We start from the raw sequence: 20,098 nt of genomic DNA on the forward strand, positions 1-20,098 counted from the left end.
AAGCTATTGTTGTATACGAAATTATCCTGTCTTTGTATTTTAGTGCTCTTCGATATTGGCGGGAATATCGCGCCTGTCGCGGCAAAGCTGGCCCCACTCTTGCATTAACCCCTCTAGCAGTACAGGCGATGTCGCGTCGCCTGGCTGGTAAACCCACGAGGGGAGAGTGCAACAATGGTATACAAAAAAACTGCGCAAACCTGGCATTGGGCGGCTCCCGTCGCTGCCCTGAGCCTCGGCCTCGCCGCCCTGGCATCGACAACGACCGTCCAGGCCGAGCAAACCCTACGCATCGCCATGACGGCGTCGGATATTCCGTTGACCACCGGCCAGCCGGATAGCGGCTTCGAAGGCTACCGCTTCGTTGGCTACACCATCTACGATGCGCTGATCAACTGGGATATGTCGTCCGCCGATGAGGTCAGCGGTCTGACGCCGGGTCTGGCCGAGTCCTGGGAAGTCGACGAGGACGACCAGCAGGTGTGGCATTTCCATCTGCGTGAAGGCGTGACCTTCCATGACGGCAGTGACTGGAACGCCGATGCGGCGATCTGGAATCTCGACAAGGTCTACGACGAGGATTCACCGCAGTTCGATGCCCGCCAGGCCGGCAACGTGCGTGGCCGTATCCCCTCCATGGATGGCTACGAAAAGGTCGACGACTACACCATCAGCTTTACCACCAGTGAGCCGGATGCCTGGTTCCCCTATCAGCTGACCTTCCTGCTGTTCTCTAGCCCGGCGCAGTGGGAAGCGCTGGACGGCGACTGGGATGAGTTTGCCCGCCAGCCTTCCGGCACCGGTCCGTTCAAGCTGACCCGTCTGGTGCCGCGGGAGCGCGCCGTGCTCGAACCCTTTGCCGACTACTGGGATGCCGATCGCGTGCCGCAGGTCGATCGCGTGGAGCTGCTGCCGATGCCGGAGTCGAGCAGCCGCACCTCGGCGCTGCTCTCCGACCAGGTCGACTGGATCGAATCGCCGGCCGCGGACGCCATCGCGCGTATGGAGTCCCAGGGCATGACCATTACCAGCAACCCCTATCCGCACACCTGGCCCTACCAGTTCTCGATGCTCGAGGGCAGCCCGTGGCGCGATATCAACGTGCGCAAGGCGGCCAACCTGGCGGTGGATCGTGAAGGCCTCGAGACGCTTCTGGGGGGCTTGATGGTGCCTGCAGTGGGTACCGTGAACCCAGATCACCCCTGGTTTGGCGAGCCCGAGTTCGAGATCAGCTACGATCCCGACGAGGCACGTCGGCTGCTCGCGGAGAGCGGCTATGGCCCGGATAACCCGGTCGAGATCAAGGTGCTGATCTCCACCTCCGGCTCCGGCCAGATGCAGCCGCTGGCGATGAACGAGTATATCCAGCAGACCTTCTCAGAAGTCGGCATAGAGCTGGAGTTCGAGGTAATGGACTGGGAGTCGCTGTTCCCCAACTGGCGCCGCGGGGCCGATCATGAGACCAGCCTAGACGCCCATGCCACCAACATTACGTTCGGCTGGCTCGACCCCTTCGCCGCCTTTTACCGCTTCATGCACTCCAGCATGGCACCGCCCAACGGCTTCAACTGGGGCTACATGGACGACCCCGAGTACGATCGCCTGCTCGATGAAGCCAAGGTGACCTTCGACCAGGAGGCCCAGGACGCGCTGCTGGCCGAGTTCCATGCGCGCATGGTCGACGATGCGGCCTGGCTGTGGGTGGCCCACGACGTAGGGCCGCGGGCCATGAACCCCCGCGTACAGGGCTTCGTGCAGGCCCAGAACTGGTTCCAGGACCTGACCCCGGTTTACATCGAAGAGTGAGCCGCGCAGCGACACGCCGGCTGAGCATTGCCGGCGTGTCGCTGCCCGCCTGGAGATCGCATGCCTATCTATTTCCTCAAGCGCGTGCTCTACGTCATTCCCATTGCGCTGGCGGTGAGCTTCTTCTGTTTCTCGCTGGTCCACCTCTCCCCGGGCGACCCGATGGATGCGGTGGTCTCCCCCGACGCACCGTCGGAGGTGGTGGCGATGGTACAGCGCGCCTACGGCTTCGACCGCCCGCTACCCGAGCAGTATGGCCGCTGGGTGCTGCGTGCGGTGCAGGGCGACCTGGGGCTGTCGGCGGCCAACGGCCGCGCGGTCACCGCCGAGGTGTTCAGTGCCCTGAAAAACACCCTGCTGCTGGCGTTTGCCGCCTCGCTGATCGGTTTCACCCTGGGCTGTGTGTTCGGCACCCTGGCCGGCTACTTTCAGGGCTCGCTGCTCGATCGCCTGGTGACCGGCATCGCCGTGGGAGGCGTCAGCGTGCCGCACTACTGGCTGGGCATGCTGCTGGTGATCATCTTCTCGGTGGAGCTCAACTGGCTGCCCTCTTCGGGGGCCGGCCCCGGCAGCTCCAGCGATTGGAATGTCGAGTGGGCCTATCTGCGCCATCTGATCCTGCCCGCGGTGACCCTGTCAGTGATTCCCATGGGCGTGGTAACACGCACGGTTCGCGCCATGGTCGCCGATATCCTGGCCCACGAGTTCGTTGAGGCGCTGCGCGCCAAGGGCCTGGCGGAGCGCCAGGTGTTTCGCCATGTGGTCAAGAACGTGGCGCCCACCGCGCTGGCGGTGATGGGCCTGCAGCTGGGCTATCTGCTCGGCGGGTCGATCCTGGTCGAGACGGTGTTCTCGTGGCCGGGTACCGGCCTGCTGCTCAATAACGCCATCTTCCAGCGTGACCTGCCGATTCTGCAGGGGACCATCCTGGTGCTGGCGCTGTTTTTCGTGATGCTCAATCTTATCGTCGATCTGGCCCAGGCGCGCCTGGACCCCCGGATCCAGCGTGGCTGAACGGCCGAGGAGTACGCTATGTCACTGACCCTCGATGGCGCTCAGGCCGACGCGCCTGTGCCCGCTCCGGTCCAGGGGTACTGGGGCGCGGTATTTGGCCGCTTGCGCCGCGACCCAGTCGCCTTGGTATCGGGTATCGTGCTGCTGATGATCCTGCTGGCGGCGCTGTTTGCGCCGTGGCTGGCACCGGCCAGCCCGTTCCAGACCAGCATGCTCAATCGCCTGCAGCCAATCGGCTCGCCGGGCTACCCCCTGGGCAGCGACGAGCTGGGGCGCGACGTGCTGTCGCGACTGATCCACGGCGCCCGGCTGTCGCTGCTGATCGGCGTGATGCCGGTGATCAACGCCTTCGTGATCGGCAGCGCCATCGGCATCGTCGCCGGCTTCGTTGGCGGCAGAACGAACAGCGTGATCATGCGGGTGATCGATGTGTTCTACGCCTTTCCCGCAGTGCTGCTGGCGGTGGCGCTGGCCGGTGCGCTGGGCGCCGGGCTGGTCAACTCGCTGCTGTCGCTGACGATCGTCTTTATCCCGCCGATCGCTCGAGTGGCGGAGAGCGTCACCACCCAGGTGCGCAGCGTCGACTACATCGAGGCGGCCCGCGCCAGCGGCGCCCGCAGTCTGACCATCATCCGGCGCCATGTGCTGGGCAATGTGCTGGGGCCGATTTTCGTCTACGCCACCTCGTTGATCAGCGTCAGCATGATCCTTGCCTCGGGGCTCTCCTTCCTGGGGCTAGGCGCCAGGCCACCAATGCCGGAGTGGGGGCTGATGCTCAACACCATGCGCGACGCCATCTACGTCAATCCCTGGGTGGCGGTGCTGCCCGGGATGATGATCTTCACGGTGTCGATCTGCTTCAACATGCTCAGCGACGGGCTGCGCTCGGCCATGGACGTCAAGCTATGAACAACTCGCTATCGCTCTCACGGCACGACGCACTCGACCGCGGCGGTAAGGCGCAGCCACTGCTGCGGGTGCGTGGCCTCCAGAAACACTTCACCATCACCCGCGGTGGGATGGGCCGCCAGGCGAAACGGGTGCATGCCGTGGACGGCGTCGACTTCGATGTCTACAAGGGCGAGACACTTGGCATCGTCGGCGAGTCCGGCTGCGGCAAGTCGACCACCGCGAGGCTGCTGATGCATCTGCTGGCCGCGGATCACGGCGAGATGGTCTTCGATGGTGACCCGATCGGCCAGCGCGGCGGTATCTCGGTACGTGGGATGCGCCGCCAGGTGCAGATGGTGTTTCAGAACTCCTACGCCTCGCTCAATCCGCGCATGAGCGTCGAAGACTCGATCGCCTTCGGCCCCCAGGTGCACGGCGTGAATCGCCGCGAGTCGCGCCAGCGGGCGCGGCGCCTGCTCGATCAGGTGGGGCTGTCGTCCCGTCTGTTTGCTCACCGCTATCCCCATGAGCTGTCGGGAGGCCAGCGCCAGCGGGTCAATATCGCCCGCGCCCTGGCGCTGGAGCCGCGGCTGCTGATTCTCGACGAGGCGGTTTCGGCGCTCGACAAGTCGGTAGAGGCGCAGGTGCTCAATCTGCTGATGGATCTCAAGCAGGAGTATGGCCTGACCTATCTGTTCATCTCCCACGACCTCAACGTGGTGCGCTATATCAGCGATCGGGTGATGGTGATGTATCTCGGCAAGGTCGCCGAAATGGGCGAGGTGGAGGCGCTCTATCGTGCACCAGCGCACCCCTATACCCGGGCGCTGCTGTCGGCGATGCCGTCGATGAATCCCGACCAGCGCACCCAGCAGGCGCCGCTGGTCGGCGACCCGCCCAACCCCATCGACCTGCCGCCGGGCTGTCGCTTCTGCCCACGCTGCCCGATGGTCGAGGACGCCTGTCGCGACGCCGAGCCGGCACTCGAAGCCTGTGGTACCGCGCACCAGGTCGCCTGCCGGCGCGCTGATGAGGTCATGGCCGGTGCGGTGCCCGTCAAGCGCATCTCAGAGGAGAGCCCGACATGAGCCTAGCTGCTGCGACGTCCGACCCCGCTGCCGCGTCCCAGCCCCCGCTGGTCGAGATCAGCGATCTGACCGTGCACTTTCGCACCCCGACGCGGCAGGTACACGCCGTCAACGGCGTCGACCTGAGCCTCGAGCGCGGCGAAGTGTTGACCATCCTCGGCGAAAGCGGCTCGGGCAAGAGCGTCACCCTGCGCACCCTGATGCGTTTGCTGCCGGAGCGGCGGTCGCAAATCTCGGGCCGGGTCAGCGTCGACGGCCAGGACGTGCTGGCGATGTCGCAGCGCCAGCTGACCCGCTTTCGCGGGCGCACGGCGTCGATGATCTTCCAGGAGCCGATGCTGGCCTTCGACCCGGTCTACACGATTGGCGAGCAGATCGCCGAGACGGTGTGCCGCCATGAGGGCGTCAGCCGTCGCGAGGGGCTGGCGCGGGCGCTGGAGCTGTTCGAGCTGGTGCGCATCCCCTCGGCCCAGCGCCGCTTGGCCAACTATCCCCATGAGCTCTCGGGGGGGATGAGCCAGCGGGCGATGATCGCACTGGCACTTTCCTGTCGGCCCAAGCTGCTGCTCGCCGATGAGCCGACCACGGCGCTGGACGCCACGGTGCAGATCCAGATTCTGCTGCTGCTGCGCGACCTGCAGCGCGAGCTGGGGATGTCGGTGATCTTCGTCACCCACGATATGGGGGTCGCCAACGAGATCTCCGACCGTATCGCGGTGATGTATGCCGGACGCATCGTCGAGTCGGGGCGCGTCGAGGAGCTGATTGGCGCCCCCCAGCACCCCTACACGCAAGGACTAATGGCGTCGCGTGCCTCGGGCGCGCAGCGTGGTCAACGGCTGGAGGCGATTCCCGGGGCGCCGCCCGATCTCGCCGAACTGCCCCAGGGCTGTGCGTTTGCGCCGCGCTGTCCGCAGGCCAGCGACGAGTGCCTGGCGGCGGTGCCTGCTGCACGAGGGTTGAGCGACATCCATTGGGCGGCCTGCTGCCGGCTGCCGGCGTGATGACAGGGCCGCGACCGGGGACGGGCGCACGCGGTCGTGGCAAGGCAGGCGACGGCGCCGAGCGCCACGAGGCGATTCATCGCGCGATCAGCGAGGCGATCATCGAGCAGCGCCTCAAGCCCGGTGCACGCCTACGTGAAGATGCCCTGGCGGAGGTGTTTGGCGTCAGTCGCACCGGGATCCGCAAGATCCTCCAGCGCCTGGCCCTAGAGCAGATGGTCACCCTGACACCGCGCCGCGGCGCCAGTGTGACGAGACCCACCGTCGAGGAAGCCAGCGAGGTCTTCGCGGCGCGCCAGTTGGTCGAGTGTGGGCTAATGGCCGCCGCCGCCAGACATCTCACGCCGGCCGCTGTCAGTGCCCTGCGCGAGCTGGCACGGCGTGAGCACGAGGCGCTGCGCAGCGGCCAGCAGAGCACCGCGATCAAGCTCTCGGCGATGTTCCATGAGCGGCTGGCCCTGCTCGCCGGCAATGCTACCCTGGCCGAGTTCGTGGCCAGGCTCTGCTCGCGATCCTCGCTGATCCTGGCCGTCTACGGCAACCCTGGCCACCTCGGCTGCGAGTCCCACGACCATGACGAACTGATTCGCCTGCTGGAGCAGGGGGATGGAGAACGCGCCGCCGCCTTCATGAGCCGCCATCTCAAGGCCATCGAGGCCTCGCTGACGGTGGTCGAGGAGCCCAGCGGCGCTCCCGACCTGCAGCGCATCTTTGGCGGATGAGAAAAGCTAGCGTTGTCATTATTGGCAGAGGCGTCTCCGCCCGGCAGGTGCCGGGCGGAGTCACAGGTGCGGTAGTCACTGGCGAAAGCGCTGGCAGGGTGCCCAGTGCTGCATCAACAGGTAGTAGGTGATCCCGGCCGGGATCAGGCTGGCGTACCAGGAGACCGCGGAGAAGGTCAGGGCGGCGACGATACCCACCAGAGTAGCGATCAGCGCCGCATAGTTGACGCCCTGGTAGGGGCCGGCCTCGTCATACAGCTTGGCGATGTCCAGGGTGCGGCGGCGGATCACGTAGTAGTCGACCACCAGGATGGCGAAGATCGGGCCGAGGAAGGCCGAGTAGGTTTGCACGAACAGCTGCAGGCCGGCAGCGGATTCGGGCTGCACCAGCTTCCAGGGGAAGGTGGCGAAGGCCAGCAGGCCGACGATCACGGTGGCGATCGGGAACTTCAGCTTGAAGACGTCCATCAGCACGTAGGTCGGTGGCACTACGTTGTTAAGCACGTTGGTGGTGACCTGGGCGAAGGCGATGAACAGCAGGGTGGTCATCAGCAGCGGGGTGTTGTCCACGGCATTGGCGAACACCTGGATGGGGTCGGCGGTGCCGGTGGCCTCGGAGACCATGTAGCCGATCAGCCCCATGAACAGCGTGCAGGGCAGGATCGACATGGCATAAATGGTGGTCAGCAGGCCCGGACCGGTGCCTGTCTTGTGCTCGCGGGAGTAGTCGCTGACGTTGAGCATCATAGTGCTGTAGATACCCAGGAACAGCATGGTGGCGCCCCAGAAGGGCATGCCCCAGGAGCCTTCCATGGTCAGCAGGCTGGCGGAGAGCTCGTCACCGTAGCGCTGCACCGTGGCGTAGAACATGTACATCAGCGAGGCGAGGATAAAGGCGCTGCCAATATTCTCCAGCCACTTGATGCCCTGGAAACCCATCACCGACAGACCGATCTGCAGAAACTGAAAGCTGATGAAGTAGAAGATCAGATTATCGAAGCCGAATAGCGTCGCCGACACCATATTCAGGGCGCCGGCACCAATCCAGCTCTGGAAGCCGTACCAGACGATGGCCGGTACCGCCCGCACCAATCCCGGAATGCGCGTGCCGGCAAAGCCGAAGGCGCTGCGTGCCTGGACCATGAAGGGGATGCCGTATTTGTAGCCGGGAGCGCCATTGATGGCCAGGGCGATACCGATGACGAAGCAGCCGATGGCGATCGCCAGGGTGGCCTGGATCAGGTTGAGTGTGCCGACCACGCTGGAGCCCATGGCGAAGGTGCCGATCGACACGCAGCCGCCGAACCAGGCCAGGAAGTAGGAGGGGCGACCCATGATACGGGTCTGCTGGGGGGCTAGGCTCTCCTGGCCTGGCGCTTTGGTAGGCGAACTGGAGAGCTCGGCCTGTGCCGCTGACTGATCGCTGTTGGTCATATCGCGGTCCTCGCAAAGGTAGTTGGTGATTGTTGTGGTACGACCTGCGTTGCGTGGTGTCGTGAACAAAGTAATTTTTATTTGTATACAAAAATAGTCAAGGCTATGCTGAATTGCAAGCCATGAATGCTGATCGCCGCAAGTTATTTATGCGTTTAAAAACAGCGCATTAGGTTGAAAGCCAGAAGAGCTGCCATGTTTGATGAGGCGAGAAGCAACATAGCGCGTGGGTTCCATGGCGGGCTGACGCCATTTTTTCGGATATCCTGTATACAATATGTCCCCCGGATAATTCGCCGGGGGTGGAATGAGGAGGCGCACATGCGTTTACTGCTACTCAATGGCAATGCCAATCTCGCCATGACCGAACAGATGGCCGCCAAGGCCAGGCGTTTGCTGGGAGCCAGTGTCGAGGTGGTGGCCGACACCGCCGTCGATAGCGTCGGCTATATTGCCTCGCGGCGTGACTGTGCGCTGTCCGGCGCCGCCGTGGTGGGCCTGGCGGAGCATCATCTGGCCACTGACCCTGCAGGTTTCGACGCTATCCTGCTGGCCTGTTTCGGCGAGCCGGGTATCGCTGCAGTGCGTGAGATCAGCCCTGTGCCGGTAGTGGGCATGCTCGAGGCGTCGGTGCTGAGCGCGCTGCAACTGGGGGGGCGCTTCTCGGTGATTACGCCAGGGCAGCGCTGGCCGCGAATGATCGAGGATCAGCTCAATGATCTCGGGGTGTCGCGCCACTGCGTGGGTATCGACGCCATCTCCATCGACGACCTTCGCCTGCCGGCGCAGCGTGATCTGGCGGGACAGCGCCTCGCGTCGACCTTGGAGAGGCAGCAGCAACAGCTGTCACCAGAGGTTGTTATCGTGGGGGGGGCCGCGTTCGCGGGGCTTGCAGCGGAACTGCCGCTGGAGAAAGCGTGCCGGGTAATCGACTGCCTGGATGCGGCGCTCGCCCAGACGCAGGCGATGATGCTGCTGAACGCCATCAGCGGAGGGAACTGAGGACTTGCAAGTCAACTGAACACACTCTATCTTTAAATTGTATACATAAAATGTTGTCAGTATAACAAGGAGAGGTTCGACCATGACCCAGGACTACCCTCGCGACCTGATCGGCTACGGCCGCTCCCTGCCTCAAGCCAACTGGCCGGGTAAGGCCAGGATCGCGGTGCAGTTCGTGCTCAACTACGAAGAGGGTGGCGAGAGCTGCGTGCTGCATGGCGATAGCCACTCCGAGAAGTTCCTCTCCGAGATCGTCGGCGCCGAGGCCTATCCCGAGCGGCATTTGAGTATGGAGTCGATCTACGAGTACGGCTCACGGGCCGGGGTATGGCGGGTGCTCAATGAGTTCGAACGACGCGGCTTGCCGCTGACCGTGTTCGGCGTGGCCATGGCGCTGGAGCGTCATCCCGAGGTGGCGCACGCCTTCAAGGAGCTGGGCCACGAGATCGCCTGCCACGGCTACCGCTGGCTGCACTATCAGGGCATGCCCGAGAGTCTCGAGCGCGAGCACATGCAGCGTGCCATCGAGATCTTCCAGACCCTTTACGGCGAGAAACCGCTGGGCTGGTACACCGGCCGCGACAGCGTCAATACGCGCCGGCTGGTGCTCGACGAGGGCTCCTTTCTTTACGACAGCGATTACTACGGCGATGACCTGCCGTTCTGGACCCGCGAGCAGGACAGTCAGGGCGAGACCCATGACCACCTGGTGGTGCCCTACACCCTGGATACCAACGACATGCGCTTCGCCACGCCCCAGGGCTTCAACACCGGTGATCACTTCTTCGCGTACCTGCGTGATGCCTTCGATGTGCTCTACGCCGAGGGTGAGGACACACCGAAGATGATGTCGATCGGCCTGCACTGTCGCCTGATCGGCCGCCCCGGACGCTTCCGTGCCCTGCAGCGCTTCCTCGACCATATCGAAGCGCACGACCGGGTCTGGGTGACGCGGCGCGTGGATATTGCTCGCCACTGGGCCGAGCAGCATCCTGCACGGCAACGCTGAGTGGGTATGCTGGGGAGGGTGATTGCCTTGTCCAGGCCTGCCCCCCGCCCGATTAGGCGAGGGGGCAGACGCATTGGCGTAACGGCTAGTCTCTCATCCGACCCACTGGGTCGCCTGGGCGAAGGCCAGGAAGGCCAGCGCGATCAATACCCATACGCAGAACAGCGGGAAGAAGAACTTGACCCACTTCTGCCAGGGCACACCAGCGATGGCCAGGGTGGCCATGAAGTAGCCGGAGGTCGGGTAGAGGATATTGCCCATGCCGTCACCGAGCTGGAAGGCGAGCACGGCGGTCTGGCGAGTGACCCCAATAATGTCAGAGAGCGGCGCCATGATTGGCATGGTCACCAACGCCTGACCGCTGCCAGATGGCACCACGAAATTGAAGGCCAATTGCGCGAAGTACATGCCGATCGCCGAGAGCATGGTGGGCAGCTCGCCGACCAGGTTGCCAAGGCCGAACACCAGGGTATCCATTATCTGGCCATCCTCAAGCACCACGGCCACCCCCCGGGCCACACCGGCAATCATGGCGCCTACCAGTACGTCGCGAAAACCCTTGTTGAAGCCTTCGCAGATGGCTTCAGTAGAGAGCCCGGCAATCAGGCCGACGACGATGCCCATGACGATGAACAGGCCGGCCATCTCCATCATGAACCAGCCCTGCTGCAGCACGCCATAGACCAGGATGCCGAAGAAGGCGAAGGTGGCCAGGGCCGCCAGCTTCTGACGGGCATTGGCGACCAACGCACCTTCGTCATTGGCATGCTGGTAGGTGTCCCGCTTTTCCGCTTCTGTAGCGTCGCCGGCCATCAGGCTCAGTGCCGGATTATCCCGTACCTTGCGCGCGTAGCGCATCACGAAGTAGATGCCGGCGCCAAGCACTATGGCAAAGGCGACTGCACGCAGGCCGAAGCCGGAATAGAGTGGCAGATCCGACAGCTGCTGACCGAGCCCGGTGTTGATCGGGTTAAGCACGCCGGTGGCAAAGCCGGCGGTAGTAGCACACAGCGCCACGGCGGCGGCGGTCACCGAGTCGAAGCGCAGCGCGATCATCAACGGCAGGATGACGGGCACATAGACCAACGCCAGCTCTTGGGTGCCGATGATGGTGGCGACCAGTGCAAACACCGTCATCAACACCGGGATCATCAGCAGGCTCTGGTTGGCGAAGCGTCGAGTCAGCTTGTCGACGCCGATCTCGATGATGCCGGTGCGTCGCAGTACCATGAACATGCCGCCGATCATGAAGGTAAAGAACACCACCTCCCCGGCGCTCATCAGCCCGTTTGGGATGGCCAGCATGAAGTCGACCACGCCCACTGGCGAAGGCTCGACGTGTTGGAACGACTCGGGGTCGATGGTGATGCGTCCCTCAGGGCCGGGGATGCGCTCGAACTCACCGGCAGGAACAAAGTGGGTCGCCACCGCAGCGATGGCGATAAATACGAACAGGATCACGTAGATATGGGGAATCCTGAGCCAGCCTCCTTGGCCATCATTGGCGCTGTCGCGGTGGTTTGGCGAAGAGTTGGAGTTGGTCATGATGTACCTCGCGTTGTTGTTGAGGGAGTCGACATCAATGGTGTCGGGAGTGGTGGTGTCGTTATGGTGTCGTAGCGCTTCGGGTGTCACCTGCCCCATGCCAGTAGTGGATAGAGTGGGGATGATGCGTTGGGGTGATGCTGAGCGGGGGTGGCGGATTTATCGGCACTTCATACCAGTCATCATGGTTTATGGAAATTATTTCCGCAATATTTCTGGTTGTGAAGAATTGCGCCTTCCGGCGTAGTTCGACAGTTGTGGATTGCGCGTAAAGGAGGTGCACTTGAGGACGCCACAGGTGGCCATGACGCCACACATTGGTCAGCGGATATCGGCTCAGTATGCCGACCTGAGTGCCCAGGAGCAGAGGGTGGCCAGTTTCATTCTGGATCACTTTGATGACCTGGCCGTCTATAGTGCGGCTGACCTGGCCCGGCTGACTGGCGTCTCCAAGTCCACGGTCAGCCGTCTCTTTAAGCGCCTCGGTTTTGAAAACTTTCAGTCTGTGAAGCGGCATGCTCGGCAACTTCGCAGCTTGGGTATGCCGCTCGTCACCGATGCCAACACGGCGAGTGGAAACGGTGAGCGTTTCAAGCGCCACATGGCGCGCGAGCAGGACAATCTGCAGCGCGTTTTGTCGCGCATTGAACCAGCTACGTTCGAGATCATTGTTGAGGCCATGGACCGAGCGCAACGGCTCTTGCTGGTGGGGTTCCGCAACAGTTACCCGCTGGCCATGCATTGTCGCCAACAGCTGGTTCAAATTCGTGGTGATGTCGTGCTGGCGCCACAGCCAAACCAGTCTCTGGCTGAGGAGCTGGCCGGTTTGGCAGAGGACGATCTGGTCGTGGTGTTCGGGTTTCGGCGCCGCCCTAAGCTGTTTGACGCTCTGATGGACACCCTGACCGAGATGCCCGTTCGGGTACTGTTGATCGGTGACGCGACGGCTGCGGGTTACGCTGTCCAGGCTGACTGGTGGCTGGAGTGTCCGTTGGATAGCATTTCTGCTTTTGACAGTTATGCCAGTGCCATGAGCTTGGTGAGTCTCTTGGCCAATGGGCTGTTGCACCAGCGGCTGGTACAGGGCCGAGCGCGTATTGATAGCGTCAGCGAGCTCTATTCGAGCCTGGACGAGCTGTCCCCCTGACGCCTGTGCGTAGCTGCCGGGCGGATAGGGAGGTTTCGGTGAGGCGATGGCGTGATCCAGATGCATGGACGCCCTCTCGTTTGCCAACGCATGAAACAAAAGTTTCTGGACACGTTAACCTTGGGAATATAGTTTCACAAGACGTGAGAGATAGGTTTTGCGGCCGATGCCTAGGCCGCCATTGCACATGAGGAGCCGAGCATGACGACACGACGCTACTACGCCCCCCACGGCGGGCATCCGCCCCAGACCCAGTTGCTCAGCGATCGTGCGGTGTTCACCGAAGCTTATGCGGTGATCCCCAAGGGGGTGTTCGGCGATATCGTCACCAGCAACCTGCCGTTCTGGCACGACACGCGGCTGTGGGTGTTGGCACGGCCGCTGTCGGGCTTCGCCGAGACGTTCTCGCAGTACATCATGGAGGTGGCGCCGGGCGGCGGCAGTGAACGGCCCGAGCTGGACCCAGCCGCCGAGGGGGTGCTGTTCGTGGTCGAGGGCGAGATGACCCTGACCCTGGCCGGCGAGCGCCACCACATGACACCGGGCGGCTACGCCTTTATCCCGCCCGGCAGCGATTGGCAGCTGCGCAATGAGTCGGCGGCGCCGGTGCGCTTCCACTGGGTGCGCAAGGCGTTCGAGTTCGTCGAAGGGCTCGAGGTGCCGGAGGCCTTCGTCACCAACGAGAACGATATCGCGCCGCTGGAGATGCCCGACACCGAGGGGCGCTGGGCCACCACGCGCTTCGTCGACCCTGCGGACGTGCGCCACGACATGCACGTCAATATCGTCACCTTCCAGCCGGGCGGCGTGATCCCCTTCGACGAGACCCATGTGATGGAGCACGGCCTCTACGTGCTGGAGGGCAAGGCGGTCTATCACCTCAATCAGGACTGGGTGGAGGTCGAGGCCGGCGACTTCATGTGGCTGCGTGCTTTTTGCCCCCAGGCCTGCTATGCCGGCGGCCCGGGTCCGTTCCGCTACCTGCTCTACAAGGACGTCAACCGTCATCCAGCGCTGCGGCTCGGGGCTCGCTGAGACCGAGCAGAGCACTTCGGATAGCGAGAGGCGCCGGCGCCTCTCGCTGGAACGCTACCCATAGATAGCGCTGGTACCTAATGAGGAGATCGACATGCTGGAACTCAACGCCGCACCGCTGACGCCGGAGGCCTTCGCCCTCTTTGGTGATGTCATCGATACGCGCACCGCGGACTACTTCCATATCAACGCCGGGCGCACCCGCCGCTATCACGACCTGGCCAAGGTCGAGACCCTGGGTGAGCAGGCGCATACGCTGATCAGCATCTTCGTCAGCCAGCCGGTGGATGTGCCGCTCGAGCTCGACTTCCTCGAGCGCCACCCCCAGGGCAGTCAGGCCTTCATGCCGTTGCACCAGGAGCGCTTCATCATCGTGGTGGCGCCGCCAGGCGATGAGATCGATCCTGCCGAGGTACGAGCCTTCGTCACCGATGGGCGTCAGGGCGTCAACTACCGTGCGGGTACCTGGCATGCCATCCAGTCGGTGCTCGAGCGCGAGGGCGAATTCCTGGTCGTCGACCGCGGCGGCGAGGGTAATAACTGCGACGAGTATCCGCTGGCGCTGCGCGTCAGCCTCGACTGACTCACCCCATTGCCGCCGAGCGTGGCGGTGTCGATCAGCATCTGCTCTAGCGGGCGGGGGGCTTGCCTCCTGCCCTCTTGGCGTGCCCGTTCGGTGCTCGCCAAGGCCGCAGCATGAAGCGGTTTTTGCCTGTTGCTCAATCGGCATCTGGTTGAATAAAGGAGCCGAATAACCGTTATAATATTTTTAGTGGAAATATTTTCCATAAAATATTGACGCCGATTCGATGGCGGTCTAGCTTGGTATACAACAACCGTTGCTCACGTCACTGAGGAGAATCGTCGTGGCCAAGATGACCGCAGCAGAAGCCGCCATTCACGTGTTGAAGAAAGAGGGCGTCGAGATGGCGTTCGGTGTCCCCGGCGCCGCCATCAACCCCTTCTATTCCGCCATGCGCAAGGTCGGCGGTGTCGATCACGTGCTGGCCCGCCACGTCGAGGGCGCCTCGCACATGGCCGAGGGCTATACGCGCACCCAGGCCGGCAATATCGGCGTGTGCATCGGGACCTCCGGCCCCGCCGGCACCGACATGATCACCGGGCTCTACTCGGCCAGCGCCGACTCCATCCCCATCCTGTGCATCACCGGCCAGGCGCCGCGTGCCAAGCTGCACAAGGAGGACTTTCAGGCGGTGGATATCCAGGCCATCGCTGGGCCGGTGACCAAGTGGGCGGTCACCGTGCTCGAGCCGGCCCAGGTGCCCCGAGCCTTCCAGCAGGCCTTCCAGCTGATGCGCAGCTCGCGCCCCGGGCCGGTGCTGATCGATCTGCCGATCGATGTGCAGATGAGCGAGATCGAGTTCGACCCGGACACCTACGAGCCGCTGCCGGCCTACAAGCCCAGCGCCTCACGGGCCCAGGCCGAGAAGGCCATGGCGATGCTCAATGCGTCCGAGCGCCCGCTGCTCGTCGCTGGGGGCGGCATTGTCAACGCCGATGCCAGTGAGCTGCTCACCGAGCTGGCCGAGATCACCGGGGTGCCGGTGATCCCGACCCTGATGGGCTGGGGCACGATTCCTGACGACCATCCGCTGATGGCGGGCATGGTGGGGCTGCAGACCTCCCACCGCTACGGCAATGCCACCCTGCTCGAGTCCGACTTAGTGATGGGCATCGGCAACCGTTGGGCCAATCGCCACACCGGTAGCCTCGAGACCTATACCGAGGGGCGCACCTTCGTTCACGTGGATATCGAACCGACCCAGATCGGGCGCATCTTCGGTCCCGATTACGGCATCGTCTCCGACGCCCGCGCGGCCCTCGAGCTGTTCGTCGAGATCGCCAGGGAGTGGCAGGCGGCGGGTACGCTCAAGGACCGCAGCGCCTGGGCCGCGTCGTGCCAGGAGCGCAAGCGCACCCTGCTGCGCAAGACCCACTTCGATAACGTGCCGGTCAAACCGCAGCGCGTCTACGAGGAGATGAACAAGGTCTTCGGTCGCGACACCCGCTATGTCAGCACCATCGGCCTGTCGCAGATCGCCGGGGCGCAGTTCCTGCACGTCTACAAGCCGCGCCACTGGATCAACTGCGGCCAGGCCGGTCCACTGGGCTGGACCATCCCGGCCGCACTGGGGGTGTGTCGCGCCGACCCGAGCGCCGAAGTGGTAGCGCTCTCCGGCGACTATGACTTCCAGTTCATGGTCGAGGAGCTCGCCGCAGGCGCCCAGTTCAAGCTGCCCTATATCCACGTGCTGGTTAACAACTCCTACCTGGGGCTGATCCGCCAGGCCCAGCGTGGTTTCGACATGGATTACTGCGTGCAGCTGTCGTTCGAGAACATCAACTGCCCGGAGATCAACGACTACGGTGTCGATCACGTCTCGGTGGTAGAGGGCCTGGGCTGCAAGGCCCTGCGTGTGACCGAGCCCGAGCAGATCGCCCCGGCGCTGGAGCAGGCCCGCAAACTGATGCGCGAGCACCGCGTGCCGGTAGTGGTCGAGGTGATCCTCGAGCGGGTCACCAATATCGCCATGGGCACCGATCTGGACGGCGTCAACGAGTTCGAGGACCTGGCCGAGAACCAGACCGATGCGCCGACCTCGATCAGCGCCCTGACATGAAACCTGCACACTGACCAAGGGGCGCTTGGTACAGGCCGCAGAGGAGGTCCGATTCCAGGGGTGAGGAGCACTGCTCCGAACGGGCTGGCCATGGATGGCCAGCACCGGCCCTGCAAGCGGAAGCAGGATGCGAGAGCGCCGCAGGGAATCGGTAGCGTACAGGGATGTATTCACAGCGCCTCCTCGCAGGCCTGTCGCAAGACAAGCCCCGAGCAATGACGTACGACCCAACGGAGATTCGATATGCCCAAATTTGCCGCCAACCTCAGCATGCTGTTTACCGAGGAGGAGTTCCTCGACCGTTTCGAGGCCGCCGCCCAGGCCGGCTTCAAGGGCGTCGAGTACCTGTTTCCTTACGACTACCCGGCCAGTGAGATCAAGGCCAAACTCGATGCCCACGGCCTGACCCAGGTGCTGCACAACCTGCCGGCCGGCGACTGGGCCGCCGGCGAGCGGGGGATCGCCTGCCATCCTGATCGCGTCGAGGAATTTCGCGCCGGGGTCGAGCAGGCCATCGACTATGCCACGACGCTGGGCTGCAAGCAGGTTAACTGCCTGGCCGGCATTCAGCCCCAGGGCGTCAGCCAGGAGCAGGCGCGCCAGACGCTGATCGACAACCTGCGCTATGCCGCCGACAAGCTCGAAGCGGCAGGCATCCTGCTACTCGCCGAGCCGATCAACACCCGCGACATTCCGGGTTTCTTCCTCAACCGCACCGAGCAGGCATTGGCGCTGTTCGAATCGGTAGGAAGCGCTAATCTCAAGCTGCAGTACGACATCTATCATATGCAGATCATGGAGGGCGATCTGGCCCCGACCATCGAGACGCACCTGGCGCAGATCGCTCACGTGCAGCTGGCCGACAACCCCGGGCGCCACGAGCCGGGGTCGGGTGAAATCAACTACCCGTTCCTGTTCGCCCACCTCGACCGGCTCGGCTACGACGGCTGGATCGGCTGCGAGTACAAGCCGGCTGCCAGTACTCGCGAGGGGCTGGGCTGGCTGGATAGCGTGCGATGATTAGGTGGGGTCCCCGTCGGCGATGAGCTATTCCGGCGGCAAGCCTACGCGAGGGCGCTGTGACCCCATCCCTGGGCGCTACAATTGCCATCCATGGCAAATAACCCTCGCTTCGACTTGCCCCCGGCGCTCATCTCTCGATTAGCTGGCAACGAGCGCTAATTCAGAAAGCACAGCGACAAGCTGAAAGGAGACATATCATGAGCAAGATCGGATTTATTGGCCTGGGCATCATGGGCCGCCCCATGGCCGGCCACCTGCTGGACGCTGGCCATGAGCTGCTGACGGTGAAGCGCGGCGCGCTGGACGCCAGCCTGGCCGAAAAGGGCATGCGCGAGCTGGATACCCCGGCAGCCGTCGCCGCCGAGGCCGAGGTGATCATCACCATTGTGCCCGACACCCCAGACGTCGAGCAGGTGCTGTTCGGCGAAGGCGGCGTGATCGAAGGCCTCAAGCCCGGCACGCTGGTGATCGACATGAGCTCGATTGCACCGATCGCCACCCAGGACTTCGCCAAGCGCATCCATGACGCCGGCGGTGAGTACGTCGATGCGCCGGTGTCCGGCGGCGAGGGCGGTGCCATCAACGCCGCGTTGACCATCATGGTGGGGGCCACAGCGGAAGGCTTCGAGCGCGCCCTGCCGCTCCTCGAGGTGATGGGCAAGACCATCACCCATATCGGCGATCATGGTGCCGGCCAGACCTGCAAGGTCGCCAACCAGATCGTTGTCGCGCTGACCATCGAGGCGGTGGCGGAAGGCCTGCTGTTCGCCTCCAAGGCCGGCGCCGACGTGGCCAAGGTGCGCGAGTCGCTGTTAGGCGGCCTGGCACAGTCGAAGATCCTCGATGTGCACGGCGAGCGCATGATCAAGCGCACCTTCGACCCGGGCTTCAAGGTCAAACTACATCAGAAGGACCTGAACCTGGCGCTGGAGGGGGCACGTAGCCTCAACCTGTCGCTGCCCGGCACCGCCAACGCCCAGCAGCTGTTCCAGGCCTGTGTTGCTCACGGTGGCGATGACTGGGACCACGCCGGCATCCTGCGTGCTCTCGAGCAGCTCGCCAACCACGAAGTCGGCAGCTGAGCCTCACGCCTCCAAGAGGGCGCTAGAACAGGGAGCGCGCAAGCGCTCCGCATGAGTTGGCAGGCGTCGGGTCGTCGTCTGCCATCGCCACGGCATGTGGCCTTCCACCGGTGACAGGTGCCCCCCCTGCGACATACGGCTTGTCACCGGTTTTTTTGCTTCCCCGATACGCTATCCCGCTTTCACTTGCGTCGCGCACTGCGTGCTGTGAGGAGTTGACCAATGAATGCCTTTACCCCCCCTCCCCCCTTTACCAGCACGGAGGCGACACGCCAGTGGCTATTGCGTCTGGCACAGGGCGCCGTCGCTGCCGTCCATCCCGACAGCCTGCTGCCGGACAACCTGCCAACGCCACCGGCCGGCCGCACCGTGGTGGTCGGCGCTGGCAAGGCGGCCGCCGCCATGGCGCGGGCGCTGGAGCGGGCCTGGCAACAGCACTACCCGGACGCTGCTCTCGACGGCGTCGTGGTGACCCGCTATGGCCATGGGGTGCCGCCACAGGGCAAAGCGCGGTGCATCGAGGTGCTGGAGGCATCGCACCCCATGCCCGATGACCTCGGCGAGCAGGCCGCCCGCCGCATGCTCGATAGCGTGGCCAGGCTTGGCGAAGACGACTTGGTGATCGTCTTGATCTCGGGCGGCGGCTCGGCGCTGATGACGCTGCCGGCGGCAGGGCTGGCGCTGCGCCAGAAGCAGGCCATCAACCAGGCGCTGCTGCGCTGCGGGGCGCCGATTCGCGAGATCAACACCGTGCGCCGCCACCTGTCGGCAATCAAGGGCGGCCGCCTGGCCGCCGCGGCGCATCCGGCACGGGTCGTGACCTACCTGATCTCCGACGTGCCCGGCGACGATCCAACGCTAGTCGCCTCGGGCCCGACACTGCCGGATGCCACCACCCCGCAAGATGCGCTGGCGATCCTCGAGCGCCACGCCATCGAGATTCCCGACAGCGTGCGTCGCCACCTGGTGAGCGATGTCTCGGCCCCTCAGGTCGGCTCGCCTGGCTTTACTCGCGACATCTCACGCGTGCTGGCCAAGGCCAGCGATGCCCTGGAAGCTGCGCAGGCCCGCGCTGAGCGCAGCGGCGTGCAGGTGCGCCTGCTGGGTGACGACCTCGAAGGCGAGGCGCGTGACCTGGGACGCGCCCAGGGGCGCATGGCGTTAACCGCTCAGGGCGAGATCAGCGCGCCGCTGCTGATTCTCTCCGGCGGCGAGACCAGTGTCACCGTCCAGGGCGACGGTCGCGGTGGGCGCAATGTCGAGTATCTGTTGGGGTTGTTCGACACCCTCAAGGGCGCCAAGGGCATCTATGCCCTGGCTATCGATACCGACGGCATCGATGGCTCCGAGGACAACGCCGGGGCGCTGTTCGGCCCCGAGTGCTGGGACCGCGCCCAGGCCGCGCGGCTGTCGGTTGCCGACCACCTGGCGCGCAACGACGCCTACAGCTTCTTCGCCGCGCTGGACGACCTGATCATCACCGGTCCGACTCGCACCAATGTCAACGATTTGCGCGCCATTCTGGTGCTGCCGAGGGCCTCATGAGCATTGACCTGCCTGCCATCCGCCGCACCAAGATCGTCGCCACCCTGGGCCCGGCCAGCGACCGCGAGGGCGTCCTCGAAGCCATGCTCGAGGCCGGCGTCGACGTGGT

At 64.1% G+C, this 20,098-nt stretch carries 18 protein-coding genes; 16 read left to right on the top strand and 2 right to left on the bottom strand.

Translation table 11 applies throughout. From position 1 onward, the window contains the following. Positions 1-174 precede the first annotated feature (174 nt). Genes BLT16_RS08370 through BLT16_RS08395 form a run of 6 tightly spaced genes read left to right on the top strand, consistent with a single transcriptional unit; the run spans position 175 to position 6,525 of the window. Positions 175-1,806: an ABC transporter substrate-binding protein gene (locus tag BLT16_RS08370; protein WP_089658072.1), complete on the top strand. Its 1,632-nt coding sequence runs from the start codon at positions 175-177 to the stop codon at positions 1,804-1,806. Positions 1,807-1,866: 60 nt separating this feature from the next. Further along, positions 1,867-2,820 (top strand): ABC transporter permease, encoded by a 954-nt coding sequence (locus BLT16_RS08375; protein ID WP_089658073.1) that lies wholly within the window; start codon positions 1,867-1,869, stop codon positions 2,818-2,820. An 18-nt stretch (positions 2,821-2,838) separates the two neighbouring features. Next, positions 2,839-3,729 (top strand): ABC transporter permease, encoded by an 891-nt coding sequence (locus BLT16_RS08380; protein ID WP_089658074.1) that lies wholly within the window; start codon positions 2,839-2,841, stop codon positions 3,727-3,729. Next, positions 3,726-4,799: an ABC transporter ATP-binding protein gene (locus tag BLT16_RS08385; RefSeq protein WP_089658075.1), complete on the top strand. Its 1,074-nt coding sequence runs from the start codon at positions 3,726-3,728 to the stop codon at positions 4,797-4,799. Before BLT16_RS08380 ends, BLT16_RS08385 begins: the two co-directional genes overlap by 4 nt. After that, positions 4,796-5,803: an ABC transporter ATP-binding protein gene (locus tag BLT16_RS08390; RefSeq protein ID WP_089658076.1), complete on the top strand. Its 1,008-nt coding sequence runs from the start codon at positions 4,796-4,798 to the stop codon at positions 5,801-5,803. The genes BLT16_RS08385 and BLT16_RS08390 overlap by 4 nt, the downstream gene beginning before the upstream one ends. Further along, positions 5,803-6,525 (top strand): GntR family transcriptional regulator, encoded by a 723-nt coding sequence (locus BLT16_RS08395; protein ID WP_089658103.1) that lies wholly within the window; start codon positions 5,803-5,805, stop codon positions 6,523-6,525. The genes BLT16_RS08390 and BLT16_RS08395 overlap by 1 nt, the downstream gene beginning before the upstream one ends. Positions 6,526-6,600: 75 nt before the next feature. Here BLT16_RS08395 and BLT16_RS08400 read toward each other — a convergent pair whose 3' ends face one another. Further along, complete coding sequence (locus BLT16_RS08400; RefSeq protein ID WP_089658077.1) at positions 6,601-7,959, bottom strand: NCS1 family transporter; 1,359 nt, start codon at positions 7,957-7,959, stop codon at positions 6,601-6,603. A gap of 321 nt (positions 7,960-8,280) precedes the next feature. On the opposite strand from BLT16_RS08400, the gene BLT16_RS08405 reads away from it, so the two are divergent. Beyond that, positions 8,281-8,961, top strand: a complete 681-nt coding sequence (locus BLT16_RS08405) for an aspartate/glutamate racemase family protein (RefSeq protein ID WP_089658078.1) — start codon at positions 8,281-8,283, stop codon at positions 8,959-8,961. An 82-nt stretch (positions 8,962-9,043) separates the two neighbouring features. Beyond that, a complete protein-coding gene (gene puuE, locus BLT16_RS08410; RefSeq protein WP_089658079.1) occupies positions 9,044-9,970 on the top strand; it encodes an allantoinase PuuE in 927 nt (308 codons plus the stop codon). Positions 9,971-10,063: 93 nt separating this feature from the next. Here puuE and BLT16_RS08415 read toward each other — a convergent pair whose 3' ends face one another. Further along, the gene (locus BLT16_RS08415; RefSeq protein WP_218124424.1) at positions 10,064-11,515 is read right to left on the bottom strand and encodes a YfcC family protein; all 1,452 of its coding nucleotides are present in this window, start codon (positions 11,513-11,515) and stop codon (positions 10,064-10,066) included. A gap of 283 nt (positions 11,516-11,798) precedes the next feature. On the opposite strand from BLT16_RS08415, the gene BLT16_RS08420 reads away from it, so the two are divergent. From BLT16_RS08420 to BLT16_RS21015, 8 genes are all read left to right on the top strand, one after another. Beyond that, the gene (locus BLT16_RS08420) at positions 11,799-12,662 is read left to right on the top strand and encodes a MurR/RpiR family transcriptional regulator (protein ID WP_089658080.1); all 864 of its coding nucleotides are present in this window, start codon (positions 11,799-11,801) and stop codon (positions 12,660-12,662) included. A 201-nt stretch (positions 12,663-12,863) separates the two neighbouring features. After that, a complete protein-coding gene (locus BLT16_RS08425) occupies positions 12,864-13,697 on the top strand; it encodes a bifunctional allantoicase/(S)-ureidoglycine aminohydrolase (protein WP_089658081.1) in 834 nt (277 codons plus the stop codon). 94 nt (positions 13,698-13,791) lie between these two features. Then, complete coding sequence (locus tag BLT16_RS08430; RefSeq protein ID WP_089658082.1) at positions 13,792-14,280, top strand: ureidoglycolate lyase; 489 nt, start codon at positions 13,792-13,794, stop codon at positions 14,278-14,280. Between the two features lie 283 nt (positions 14,281-14,563). Then, positions 14,564-16,339, top strand: a complete 1,776-nt coding sequence (gcl, locus tag BLT16_RS08435; protein WP_089658083.1) for a glyoxylate carboligase — start codon at positions 14,564-14,566, stop codon at positions 16,337-16,339. Between the two features lie 243 nt (positions 16,340-16,582). After that, entirely contained in the window at positions 16,583-17,359 is a 777-nt protein-coding gene (hyi, locus tag BLT16_RS08440; protein WP_089658084.1) for a hydroxypyruvate isomerase, read from the top strand. Positions 17,360-17,559: 200 nt separating this feature from the next. Next, positions 17,560-18,444 (top strand): 2-hydroxy-3-oxopropionate reductase, encoded by an 885-nt coding sequence (locus tag BLT16_RS08445; RefSeq protein ID WP_089658085.1) that lies wholly within the window; start codon positions 17,560-17,562, stop codon positions 18,442-18,444. Positions 18,445-18,666: 222 nt separating this feature from the next. Continuing rightward, positions 18,667-19,989 carry a glycerate kinase type-2 family protein gene (locus tag BLT16_RS08450; RefSeq protein WP_089658086.1) on the top strand — a complete coding sequence of 441 codons (1,323 nt, stop codon included), beginning with the start codon at positions 18,667-18,669 and terminating at the stop codon, positions 19,987-19,989. Next, a partial coding sequence (locus BLT16_RS21015) for a pyruvate kinase (protein WP_245701542.1) occupies positions 19,986-20,098 on the top strand: 113 nt, incomplete at its 3' end. The genes BLT16_RS08450 and BLT16_RS21015, both read left to right, overlap by 4 nt.

It is taken from the genome of Franzmannia pantelleriensis (assembly GCF_900102875.1).
GTDB lineage: Bacteria > Pseudomonadota > Gammaproteobacteria > Pseudomonadales > Halomonadaceae > Franzmannia > Franzmannia pantelleriensis.